General features: G+C 51.9%; 9 protein-coding genes. 6 read left to right on the forward strand and 3 right to left on the reverse strand.

Translation table 11 applies throughout. The annotated features are described in order from the left end of the window. Positions 1-3 precede the first annotated feature (3 nt). From BMX22_RS06205 to BMX22_RS06215, 3 genes are all read right to left on the reverse strand, one after another. Positions 4-2,388, reverse strand: coding sequence for a DUF2157 domain-containing protein (locus BMX22_RS06205; protein WP_074741610.1), 2,385 nt, complete (start codon positions 2,386-2,388; stop codon positions 4-6). A gap of 180 nt (positions 2,389-2,568) precedes the next feature. Next, the gene (locus tag BMX22_RS06210; RefSeq protein ID WP_074741611.1) at positions 2,569-4,044 is read right to left on the reverse strand and encodes a PH domain-containing protein; all 1,476 of its coding nucleotides are present in this window, start codon (positions 4,042-4,044) and stop codon (positions 2,569-2,571) included. Next, positions 4,041-4,484: a hypothetical protein gene (locus BMX22_RS06215; protein ID WP_074741612.1), complete on the reverse strand. Its 444-nt coding sequence runs from the start codon at positions 4,482-4,484 to the stop codon at positions 4,041-4,043. The genes BMX22_RS06210 and BMX22_RS06215 overlap by 4 nt, the downstream gene beginning before the upstream one ends. 113 nt (positions 4,485-4,597) lie before the next feature. On the opposite strand from BMX22_RS06215, the gene BMX22_RS06220 reads away from it, so the two are divergent. From BMX22_RS06220 to dnaB, 6 genes are all read left to right on the forward strand, one after another. After that, positions 4,598-5,824 (forward strand): alanine/glycine:cation symporter family protein, encoded by a 1,227-nt coding sequence (locus BMX22_RS06220; RefSeq protein ID WP_074741613.1) that lies wholly within the window; start codon positions 4,598-4,600, stop codon positions 5,822-5,824. 49 nt (positions 5,825-5,873) lie between these two features. Continuing rightward, complete coding sequence (locus BMX22_RS06225; RefSeq protein ID WP_074741614.1) at positions 5,874-6,992, forward strand: hypothetical protein; 1,119 nt, start codon at positions 5,874-5,876, stop codon at positions 6,990-6,992. 288 nt (positions 6,993-7,280) lie between these two features. Beyond that, entirely contained in the window at positions 7,281-9,158 is a 1,878-nt protein-coding gene (locus BMX22_RS06230; RefSeq protein WP_074741615.1) for a ribonuclease J, read from the forward strand. Positions 9,159-9,216: 58 nt separating this feature from the next. Then, positions 9,217-11,193: a DHH family phosphoesterase gene (locus BMX22_RS06235; RefSeq protein WP_074741616.1), complete on the forward strand. Its 1,977-nt coding sequence runs from the start codon at positions 9,217-9,219 to the stop codon at positions 11,191-11,193. Positions 11,194-11,212: 19 nt separating this feature from the next. Further along, positions 11,213-11,659, forward strand: coding sequence for a 50S ribosomal protein L9 (gene rplI, locus BMX22_RS06240; protein ID WP_074741617.1), 447 nt, complete (start codon positions 11,213-11,215; stop codon positions 11,657-11,659). Further along, a complete protein-coding gene (gene dnaB / locus BMX22_RS06245) occupies positions 11,659-13,011 on the forward strand; it encodes a replicative DNA helicase (RefSeq protein ID WP_074741618.1) in 1,353 nt (450 codons plus the stop codon). The genes rplI and dnaB overlap by 1 nt, the downstream gene beginning before the upstream one ends.

The raw sequence follows: 13,011 nt of genomic DNA on the forward strand, positions 1-13,011 counted from the left end.
TTTTTACCACTTCCACTCCGAGAATGTCTTGGAGGCGGCTGACTTCATTGTGTAGCCCTTCTTCTTGCAGTACTCATTGACAGCGGCAACTGCTATGAGGATAACTCCAACGATGAAGAGGTATATCCACCAGCCCATAGTCGCAAAGTACTTCCTTGTGGAGTAGATGGTGATGATAACGAGAGCAATGGATGACACTGCGAACCATGTCTTGTTCTTGGTATAGAAGGCGATGAGAAGTATCGCAGCAGTCGTACCGAGTACGAATATCGTATTTGCAGCGCTGTGGAATACCATAGCGTCGATGATAAGACCGATGAATGCGATAACGAAGAGTATCTCCGAGGTTATCCTCGAAGCGAGCCTGTGCTGCTTCCAGATGAATCTGTAGGCAAGTCCGAGCAGTGCGATTATAGCGAGGGTTATCTTGCTGTTGATTATAGAGGAATCAGACATGAGGAACGGCCTCGTTATGCAGGCAATTGCTGCGATGAAGGCGGATACCGAGAGCATTACCGCCGCAACATCCTTGTTGGTCTTCTTCTTGATGAAGCAGGCAAGGAATACTGCAAGAGCCATTAGTCTGAGGAATATAGACAGGCGGTCAAATGTCGGGAAGCCGACCACACACATCCATGAGCTGAGCAGGAGAACGTCGGTATGCGTCCTTTTGCCCTTGACAGCGACGATGGACTCGGGGAAGATGAAACGCGATATCACAAGCAGTACCACAAAGAGACCGAACATCGAGAACATCGGTATGTCCTTGTTGTCGAAGAAGTGGTCGAGAATGCGGTATGTAAGGAGTATGAGGCTTATGACCGCACCTGCTGCCGTGATGTTGCAGCTCATGAAGTGAGAAACGATGAAGTGTACAACACATATAGCGATAGTAATTGCGAAAAGCTCGCTGTATCCCGTGCAGCAGAGGAGCACAGCTCCCGCCGCTACCATGTTCGAGTAGAGCACTACCTCAGTCTTGAGGGGGTGGTGCGCATGGAAGTTGAACGCAAGCTTCGGCATAAACATAAGCAGAAGCGTTACCGCCATGTAGATGATAACGAGACCGCCGAAAACGAGTGTGAGTATCTCGTTATACTGCTCCTTGCCGTTGAGCTCATAAAGCCTGTTATTGAGGTAAAGAGCCGTAAAGAACGGGAGTATCGGAGCGGAGATGCCTGCTGTTATCTGTATGCCTGTCTCCTTGTGGAGGGTATAGCAGGTAATTATGAAAGAAACTGCTATCGGTACTACGAGGTTCATTCCATAGTATCTTTCATTGTCAGCAAGAAGAGAGAGCAGAGCTCCGAGCACCGCAAAGCCGAATGCGATAACCTTTGAAGCAGCAAAGTTCTTGGGAGCAAAGAGGTTTATCACGTATATCGCCAGTGCGATGAACGCAAAGAAAACCATTACGAAGTCCCCGCCGTACTTGGCTCTGAGACCGAATACAGCCACGAACGCGGTATACACTGCCACTACGTTCAGTACAACGAAGAGCCATGCCTGCTTCTTGGTGATACCATAGAGGAAGCACTGGAGAATGATGACTCCGAGGATAAAGAACGTAAACGGGGTCGCGCTGAAGGTTGTCCAGAGGACGTATCCGAATGCCAGTACAGCAAACAGCACCGATGTGATGTCACCGATTATTACAGTCGGGAGCTCTAATTTAGTGCCCTTCTGCGGCTTGAGGATATGAATGAACGCAGTGATGATGAACTGCACCATAATTATAACAGGAGCGAACTGCTCATAGCTGTCGGTTATCTGTACCGCAAGGAGCAGCAGACCCACAGATACGAACGAGAAGCCTATGTAGGTGAAGGCTATCTTCTTGTACAGCAGATACGCCAGCAGAGAAGCTGCCGCAATAATGAATGCACCCACTGCGTACAGCAGAGCTGCACCGTCACCCTTGAGGCTGAACCACTCTCCGAAGAGCTTGTAGCCGCCCGCAGTTATCAGCGCTACGACTGACATAAGTGTACCTATCGTATAGAATGCAGCAGATGTAAGGTCGAGCTTGGCAAGCCCCTTCAGTATCGCGCTTATGAGCAGCGAGACTACCGCCGCTCCAATGAGGATGAACACCTTTGCGGTGTCCGCCAGCTTGACCCAGTTCGCCGCAACGAACGTTACGGCAGAAAGCATGATGAAGGACGAGCCTATCATCAGCAGGACCGTCGAGGTGTTGAACTTTCCCTTCAGCGAGAAGGACTTCTGCGGGATAGGTCTGCCCTGTGCATCGTACTGCACGGGCACGCTCCCCTTTTTATTATTGGTATCGGTCACAATGAGGAAGATTATGACCCCTATTATGACCAGAGGCACTGCCATTCTGAACATCAGTGAGATAAGAACAAAGGTCAGATCGGTTCCTGCCATAGCTACCATCCTTTCTGTATGTTTATGCGGGATATCTTATGCTTATATATTAGCACATTCTTTGCCGCAGCGTAAGGTGTCAAAGGTCACTTTCTGCGTGACATTTGTAATTCTGTTCTAATTCTATCATCCGTCACGCAGGTTGTCAATGAACAATATTATTACAAGGTAACCGTTCTGTTACTTGACAGCATTCTTCGCCTTTTTCCTGACATCGTGACCCAGCGCACGCATTATCCTGACCCCTTCGCGGAGCTTCAGCGCACGAACCATATAACACGAGCTCGCCTCTCCGCAAAACCATATCAGCACATTGCACTTTCCCGAGGGCTTTTGCAGCAGCGACTGTCTGAGCTCCACCTTAACGATGTTGCTCTTGCGCGCTATGACCGTATGGAAAGCTGTCCATTTAGCACATCTGACAATGACCTTATCGTCTTTGACGGATACTCCGCTCGTGAGCATAGCCACTGTCTTGACGAGCACGAGCCACATCAGCGGTATCTCTATCATGACCGCGAAGAAGAAAGACAGCTCCGAAAACTGCGGGAACAGATCCTCGAAAATATAGTACACCGGGAAAACGCAGTTTGCGGCAAGTATCGGATTGAAAAGATAGCTCAGAAATCCCGACCACCCGGAGCGGAAATCGAGCCTGTGAGTGCTCGAAATGCCTATTTTTTCAAGCCCGCTGCCGAGATTCTTCTCGCGGCGTATCGGCATGAGCACGGGCAGATGTCTCGAATCGTAGCCATATCCCGCACAGCTGATATTGACCGTGACCGTTTTCAGGAACTTCATTATCAGATTCTGACGGAGGTCAGTGTAGTTGATATGAGCAGTATTTATACGGTATTCACGCCTGTTGGTAATGCCGCACTTGACATTGATGCTGTGTCTGTCGGCTATTATTTTGAAATGCGAGTATCTCAGCAGATTGATGATAAATGAAAGCAGCCACGCCGCCGCAATGAACGTACCGAATCCGACAGCCGCGTCGGGTATGCGGAGCAGCCACCTGTGCGTGAATCTTTCAGTAGTCTCGGTTATACGGTTCAGCCAAACAGAAATTATGTCCTGAGCGATACTGCCGCCCTTGAGAAAGAACATCGCCATATATATCGCGCCCGAAAAGCCGCTCGAGAAGAACGCCGAAAAGAGCACGACGGATATCATATTTGCCTTCGGCATATCGTCTACGCGGTTTTCACGGTCAACATCGGGGATACGGCTCATAAGCTCGCTGCATACCTTTCTCGTAACGAGCAGTCGCATATCGGTCGCCTTGAAGATACCCGCACGGGTATCACAGCTGAACTTCATACCGCCAAACGGTATCATCAGCCACGGGCGCTCTGCATTCGCAACGCTAATTTTATCGAGCGGTATTGTCTTTCGATATCTTATGATCACACCGCCGTGCTGAGTGATAGTTCTGTCACTTATGATGATCTGTGCGAAGTACCACCTGACAAAGCCGAAGACGATAATGAGACCGATAACAGCGATATCCTGCCAGGCTCCTCTTGCCCACTCATAGAGACGGCGGGCATCCATCTGCAAGATGGAGAGACCGCGGAGCAGCGGAAAAATAAGGAGCCAGATGTTCCTGGCGGAATACCGCAGTATGCGCAGAGGATGCTCATGGCAGGTCATTTCTCCGCCTCCTTTTCGGGAGCTCCTGTCTTGCGGAGGATATAAAGCGCATCCTCCTGCTTCAGGAAGAGAAGTCTGAGCTGTCCGCCGTACACAAAGAATACGATAAAATTGAGCCCCGTATACTGTGAAAAAGGCGTGGTGACAACAGTCGTGTACTGCACTGTAGAGTACAGCACCGACTGGTGAGATATGAAATAAACTCCGCTGTGCTTGGTTATCTCGGTGTCGGTGGTATCGTAGCTCAGCGACTTGAAATACAGCGGGAGATATATACAAATAAAGAAGATATCGACAGTAAGGATAGCGATACCGATTATAGCGAGCACTATAGTCAGGGAAATATACATCCTTACTGCACAGAAAAGCAGCAAAGATACTGCTGCTATTACGAGTCTAAGTGTAAGAAGTGCGTGTTTATCAGGCTTGAAGCTTCTCATTGCTACCTCCCATCACAAATTTGCTCCGTAAGGCGAAGCATAAATCATATTTCTATTATAACACAAATATTTTATAATGTATACCATTTTTATAAATTTTTCGGAGGGTTTTTATGCAGGGAATACTTGAACGGATAAACAGTGCTGTCTGGGGAGCTCCGCTCATCGCCGTCCTCCTCGGCACAGGGCTGCTTTACACGCTCCGCCTCGGATTCGTACAATTCAGGCTGCCAAAACTCCTTATAGAGACAAAAAGCAGCACCATTCCGCTAAAAAAACAGCTGAAGACGGTCTGCATGAGCCTCGGAGCATCCATGGGCACGGGAAATATAACGGGAACAGCCTCCGCCCTTGCTGTCGGCGGAGCGGGAGCGGTTCTGTGGATGTGGGTGTCGGCATTTCTCGGAATGGCGCTCGTTTACGCCGAAAACACGTTGTCCGCAGTTTATGGCAGCGAAAAGATCAAGGGTCCCATGGCATACCTCTCATGCGGTCTCGGCTCACGGAGCGCAGCCGCAGTTTTCGCAGTATTCTGCATATTTTCCTCCTTTGGCATGGGCGGCATGGTACAGGTCAACACCTTCACCGAGAGCTTGTGCGGATGCGGAGCAGAGCACCGTGTCCTCACAGCAATAGCCGTATTCCTCCTTATATCGGCGATCATTTTCGGCGGAGCGCGACGTATCGGCACTGCCGCACAGTATCTTCTCCCCCTCGCGGGTATAGCCTATGCCGCCGTTTGCATCCCCGTTATCGCGATGAACCACGAACACCTCACCTCCGTGGTATCACGGATATTCGGCGAAGCTCTCGGATTTCGGCAGGCAGCAGGCGGACTCGCGGGACAGGCGATAGCCGTCGGTATCAGGCGGGGTGTCTTCTCAAACGAAGCAGGGCTCGGGAGCTCTCCGCTGCTGCACAGCTCTGCGGATAGTATGAACTCTCAGGCAGCATGGAGCATGGCAGAAGTTCTCGCGGACACGGTCTGCTGCACGCTGACGGCGGTCACTGTGCTCTGCGCGTGCGATACATACTCTGCCGCAGATTCGCTCGCCTGTCTCCTCGGGAGCGCGGCTTTCCCCTTTCTTACCGCTGTAAACGGGCTTTTCGCACTATGCACAGTCATAGGCTGGTACTACTGCGGCGAGACAGCCTTCCTCCACCTTACCCACGGCAGGGCGCGGCGGCTATTCTGTCTGACATTTGCCGCGATTTCGGCTTTAGGAGCAGTTTTCAAAGCTACGGCGGTATGGACGCTCTCCGACATCTTCAACGGTCTTATGGCTTTCCCGAACCTGCTTGGACTGATAATGCTCCGAAAAGACGTCAAGCGTGAATAAACCGCATGATTTCGGGCAAGCTTACTGTAAAAACATGGAGGACAGAATTATGGCTTATATCGGTGAAAATGCACATTTCAGCTTCCGCAGCGGTCTATGTGAGGCACTGCCGCGCTCCTCGGTCAGTTCGGCAGAAACCGCATCTCTCGGGCGAACTCTCACTCGATTTTTCGGGCGTTTCTGCGTGGGCTGCGAGGACTACAAGCGCCTGAGCGCACTCTACGCTCTGTGCAGCGGCATTTCCGAATGCGGCGGTGAAGTCTGCATATGTGAGAGTACGGATATGCCGTCGTTTCGCTTCGGGCTGCCGCTCCTGTCGGCAGACTGCGGAGTGTTCGTCGGCAACAGCAGTCCCCTGAAAATGGCATTTTTCGATAATCGCGGCTTTGAACTCCCTCAGAGACAGCTCGCGGAGATAATGCGCGCGGAGCCTCCTGAGCCTGCCGAAAAATCGGGCAGCATAAGTGCGATGACCTCCTTTGGGAACATCTACATCAACAACCTCCGCGACAGTCTCGGCGGACTGACCGAGCCTATACCCGCAGGCATCAGCTGCGGCAAAAGAGCCGTCCGTACGCTTTGGCAGCAATTCTTCACGGGCGAGGACAACGAGCTCGTGATACAGATATCCGACAGCGGCAGCCGCGCGAATGCCTACTCCGCGAAATACGGCTTCATTTCGGCAGATAAGCTGACACTCGCATACTGTATCAAGGCTTTGCGTGCAGGTGATACCGTACTTCTGCCCGACGATTTCCACTACGCTGCGGAGCTGTGCAGCACTCTCCACAAAGGAACTATACTTCGATATCCCGCCGAAAACGGCGTCCCCAATGTGAGCGGACAGTCGCGATTCCTGCGCGACCCGCTCTTTATGTGTGCCGACCTGCTCCGCGACCGAGAAGAATTCTTCTCGCTGATGTCCGAGCTGCCGCAGATATCGGGTGCGCGCCGAGAGATAGCCTTCACGGACGCGGAGAGCTACTGCAAGCCAAAGAAGCTGCAAACCTCCCGCGGGCGCGTGATAATTACCCGCAGCGGCAGAAATATGCTTTCGGTGCTTGCTCAGGCACTCTCAGCCGAGACATCAGCGGAGCTCTGTGCGGAATGGTGCGAAAAGCTGCGAAAAGCCGACAAATGCCGCCGTCCGCCTGAGAGCTTTGTCTGATTTTGCTATTGACATATTCTTCCGATTTTAGTATAATAGTAAATGTATAGCTACGTCCTGCCGTGATTTTCGGGAGGACGCGAAAACAAGGCTTTTATGGCGCAACGCCATTAAGATAAAATATTTTATCCTTTCGTTCGGATAAAAAAGACGGCTCAAATGAAGCAGGCTGAATCGGTACCCTCAGTACCTGCCGTGCTCTTTCCGACCCGCAAAATCTGCAATACGCTATTCCATACGGGTCCCGCGCCGTCCTCAGAAAAACAAAGTATTTGAAAGTGAGGTCATATAGTGAACGAGAATAACAACAATAATAACCAGAAAAAGACCCGCAGGAGCACAGGCGGAAGCACTGCTGCGCCCAAAAAGCGGGTATACAGAAAAAAGGCAACGGCTAATGATACTGCCGCACAGGCTAACAAGCCCGCTGCACAGTCTGTAAAGCCTGCTAACAAGAACGCCGCTCCGGCAAAGGAGAAGAAAACCCGTCAGCCCAAGGAGGTCAGAAAGACTCCCGTCAAGATAATCCCCCTCGGCGGTCTTAACGAGATAGGCAAGAACATGACTGTTTTCGAGTGCTCAAATGACATATTCATTCTCGACTGCGGTCTCGCCTTCCCCGACGCGGATATGCCCGGCGTAGACATAGTTATCCCCGATTTTACTTATGTTGAGCGCAATGCCGACAAGATACGCGGCATAGTCATCACACACGGCCATGAGGACCACATCGGCGGACTCGCTTACCTCCTGAAAAAGGTCAATGTCCCCGTATACGGCACAAGACTCACTATCGGACTCATTGAGGCTAAACTCAAGGAACAGGGACTCCTCGGCAAAGTGACTCTCAACGTCATTGCTCCGAAAAAGACCGTGAAAATGGGCTGTATGGCTGTTGAATTCATCAAGGTCAACCACTCAATACCCGATTCGGTAGGCATGGCTATACACACTCCCGCGGGAGTAATCGTACACACGGGCGACTTCAAGGTCGACTACTCCCCTATCGACGGAGAGATAATCGACCTCGCACGCTTCGGTGAGCTCGGCAGCAAGGGCGTCCTCGCGCTCATGGCTGACTCAACGAATGCCGAGCGTATGGGCTACACTCACTCGGAGCGAACTGTCGGCGAATCCTTCGACCGCCTCTTCAAGAAGGGCGAAGGCAAGCGTATCATAATCGCGACATTCTCGTCGAATATCCACCGCGTACAGCAGATAATCAACTGCGCCGAGCGCTACGGCAGAAAGGTAGCTGTATTCGGCAGAAGCATGATAAACGTCATAAATACGGCAATAGAGCTCGGTTATCTCGACGTGCCCGACGGCATCATCATCGACATCGAAATGATGAACAAGTATGAGAGCGAGCGCATCGTCCTCATCACTACGGGAAGTCAGGGCGAGCCGATGTCCGCGCTCACACGCATGGCGATGAACGACCACAAAAAGGTCAACATCACGCCCATGGACTTCATCATCATCTCGGCTACTCCTATCCCAGGCAACGAGAAGTTCGTTACACGAGTTGTCAACGAGCTCATGAAGTCGGGTGCAGAGGTAGTATATGAGGCTATGTACGAGGTACACGTTTCGGGACACGCCTGTCAGGAGGAGCTCAAACTCATGCAGGCGCTTACCAAGCCCAAGTTCTTCATACCTGTACACGGCGAATACAAGCACCTGAAAAAGCACGCCGACCTTGCGCTTCAGATGGGTATGCCCAAGGAAAATGTCATAATCGCAGAAATAGGCAACGTCATCGAGACTGACGGCGTTTCCATGAAAATAGTATCTCAGGTGCCTTCGGGACGCGTCCTCGTTGACGGTCTCGGAGTCGGCGATGTAGGCTCTATCGTCCTCCGCGACAGAAAGCACCTCGCACAGGACGGTCTCATCATAATAGTTATCGGTATCGAGAAGGCGACCAATGAAATAGTCGCAGGTCCCGATATCATCTCTCGCGGATTCGTTTATGTAAGAGAGTCCGACGAGCTCATAAGTCAGGCTAAGGCTGTGCTCAGCCACACACTTGCAGGCTGCTCATATGCAGAGCTCCGCGAGTGGAACAGCCTCAAGGGCAAGATGCGTGACGCTCTGTCCGACTACATCTACGAGAAGACGAAGCGCAGCCCCATGATACTCCCCATTATTATGGAGACCTGACAAACAATAAGCAAGTGACAAAAACTGAGAGGCAAGAAGCAGGAGAGGAGGCGAAGGTTTGAAAACAAAGTTTCCTGTGATATATTTCGTTCCGCTGGCAATATTGCTCGCGGATATCACATTCGTTTCGGCATCCGTATACACCGAGCGGTATGTTCCCGCGCTTATCGGCTGCGGAATAGCCGGCGCTCTTATACTCATAATGATGATAGTCTCGCTGGTCTACTCCAAGAACTCGCTCAGACACTTCTCAAAGATGAACACTCACCTTGAAACTTCCGCGGCACAGTATATGCACACGCTGCCTGCTCCCGTCGCGATAATCGACGACAGTCGTGACATCGTGTGGTACAATCAGGTGTTCGCCGAGAAGATAAGCCTCGGCTCTGACGCTTACGGACGCAGCTTCGGTGATTATGTGCAGCTTGACCTCGACTCGCTGCTGACAGACGGCTTTGCCTACTGCCACGTCAACGGCTCGGTCTACAAAGTCGTCAGTGAGGAGTTCAAGGAGAAAGATTTATCCTTCAGCATCATACACTTCAGCGACGAGACCTCTTACTTCAACCTCAGAAAGCGCTTTGACGAGGAGCACCCGAACGTGGTCATCCTCTCAATAGACAACTACGACGAGATAATGCAGAACGCAAAGGAGAGCGAAAAGGCGCTCGCCTCGGTCGAGACGGAGCAGCTCATCGAAAAGTTCATGAGCAGCACGAACGGCTTCATCAAAAAGATATCCTCGAACACGTTCTACGCAGTCATTGAGAACCGCCACCTTGAAGAAAAGATAACAAACAAGTTCAAGATACTGGATATGGCCCGCAATATCAAGATAGCAGGCAAGTACCCCCTCACCTTCTCCATAGGCGTGGGACAGGGCGCTTCCTCCCTCGCCGAGAGCGAAAAAATAGCCCGTCAGTGCCTTGATATGGCGCTCGGACGCGGCGGCGACCAAGCCGTAGTCAAGACCGACAGCGGCTTCCGATTCTTCGGCGGCGTATCCAAGGGCGTTGAGAAGATGTCACGCGCCAAGACGCGTATCATAGCAAACGCTATGGAGGACGTCATCCGCAACTCCAACAAGGTCTACATCATGGGTCACCGCTTCGGCGACCTCGATTCAGTCGGAGCTTCGTGCGGTCTTGCAGGAGCCATACGGCTTCTCGGCAAAGAGGTACATATTGTCGTCGACAGGAACAAAAACCTTGCCTCGCATCTCATAGACCTCGTAGAATCACAGTCAGAGAGAGACCTGTTCGTCACTCCGTCCGCGGCTGTATCGTCGGTCGAGAACAACGACCTGCTCATAGTCGTCGACACCCACAATCGCGACTTCATCGAGAGCCGCGAGCTCTATGACAGGATAAAGCGCGTAATAATCATCGACCACCACCGCAAGACGGTAAACTATATCGACAACGCGGTCATCTTCCACCACGAGCCGTACGCTTCTTCGGCTTCGGAAATGGTGACCGAGCTCATACAGTATTTCAGCTTCGACACTGACGACAACCTCCCAAGCATATGCGCGGAGGCTCTGCTCTCGGGCATCATGCTCGACACCAAGAACTTCGTTATGCGCACGGGAGTAAGGACATTTGAAGCCGCCGCTTACCTCAAAAAGCAGGGCGCGGATACAGTATCCGTAAAGCTTCTGTTCTCGAACTCCTTCGACGCATACAAGCGAAAGACTCAGGTGGTCGCAAATGCGAAGCTCCACAAGAAATGCGCTATCGCAGTCGCTGACTTCAAGTCGGACGATATCCGCGTAGTCGCTCCGCAGGCAGCCGACGAGCTGCTCAGTATCTCCGACGTTGACGCATCGTTCGTGGTCTACTCCACGGGCAGTGTCACCAATATATCTGCCCGCTCGCTCGGCGCACTGAATGTTCAGGTCGTAATGGAGGAGCTCGGCGGAGGCGGTCACCAGACAATGGCTGCCGCTCAGCTTGAAAACACTTCCCTCCAGGAAGCCGTCAAGCTTCTGATAAATGCCATAGATTCAAGACAGGAAGAAACATACACCGAATAAACCGAAAGGACAGGATAATATGAAGGTAATCTACTTACAGGATGTAAAAGGCTCGGGCAAAAAGGGCGAAATGAAAAATGTAGCAGACGGCTATGCAAGGAATATGCTCCTCCCCAAGGGTCTCGCTGTGGAGGCTACTCCCGAGAACATCAACAAGCTCAACGGACAGAAGGCATCCGCTCAGCACAAGATAGACATGGACGTCAAGGCTGCCAATGAGGCTGCTGCCGCCGTAAAGGGCAAGCAGGTCGTTATCAAGGCTAAGGCAGGCTCTAACGACAGGCTCTTCGGCTCTGTGACTTCTGCTCACGTGGCTGAGGCGCTCGACGCTCAGTTCGGCGTCAAGATTGACAAGAAGAAGATAACACTCAGCACCGATATCAAGAACTTCGGCTCCTACAAAGCGACTATCAAGTTCTACACTGGCATATCCGAGACCATTGACGTCGAGGTAATCGAAGGATAATGGAAAACACCGTAATGATACCCGACAGTGACCTCCCGCACAGCACCGACGCCGAACAATCCGTCATCGGAGCCATACTCTCCGACCCGACTGTAGCTCCGCTGGTCATCGAGAAGGTCAGAGCCGAGTATTTTTTCACAGAGCAGCACAAGGCTATCTTCGGTATCATAGTGCGTATGTTTACATCGGGTATGCCGATAGACATCGTAACTGTCCTGAACGAAGCCGAGAAAATGCATATTTTCGAGTCTCCTGCCGAGGGCAGACGCTACCTCGCCGAGATAGCGAATACGCTCCCCACTACCGAGAACATCGAAAGCTACTGCAAGATAGTCGCGGACAAGTATCTCATAAGAAGCCTCGGCTATACCGCGAGAACTATCCTCGAGGAGATACACGGCGGTGAACAGGACGCATCGCTCCTGCTCGACTCCGCCGAGCAGCGTATCTACGATATCAGACAAGGCAGAAGTGTACAGGGGCTCGCTCCCATAGGCGACGCCGTCCTCGAGGCATATGACCGCCTCGGCAAGATAACAGGTGAAGACAAGGACAAATATGTCGGCGCCAAGACGGGATACACTCTCCTTGATACGATAACATCGGGCCTTAACAAGTCCGACCTCATCATCATCGCTGCCCGCCCTGGTATGGGCAAGACCTCGTTCGCGATGAATATCGCTACAAATGTCGCCCGCAGGGAAAATGCCAAGGACGTCGTTATATTCAACCTCGAAATGTCCAAGGAGCAGCTCGCGACGCGTCTGCTCTCAACGGAGGCGCTCGTTGAGTCAAGCTCGCTCCGAAACGGACGCATACAGAGCGACGAATGGGCAAGACTTGCCGCAAGCGCCGCCTACCTCAGCACATTCCCTATGTATATAGATGATACTGCCAGTATGACGGTACAACAGATGAAGGCGAAGCTCCGCCGAGTGAAAGACCTCGGGCTTGTCATCATCGACTATCTCCAGCTAATGGAATCGACCTCGAAGTCAGACAACCGTGTTACCGTCATCTCCGAGATAACGCGTCAGCTAAAGGTAATGGCTAAGGAGCTGAACGTTCCCGTCGTGCTCCTTTCACAACTCTCGCGAGCGGTCGAAAGCAGAAACGACAAGCGCCCCATGCTCTCGGACCTGCGTGAATCGGGTTCTATCGAGCAGGACGCCGATATCGTCCTCTTCCTCTACCGTGATGCATACTACAACAAGGAGAGCACGCGCCAAAACGTTTCCGAGTGTATCGTCGCCAAGAACCGTCACGGTGAAGTCGGCTCCGTCGAACTCATATGGGACGGACAGTTCACGCGATTCTCCAATATGGACACTTCCACTCCGCCAGAGGGATAA

It is taken from the genome of Ruminococcus sp. YRD2003, assembly GCA_900109435.1.
Taxonomy (GTDB): Bacteria; Bacillota; Clostridia; order Oscillospirales; family Ruminococcaceae; genus Ruminococcus; species Ruminococcus flavefaciens_G.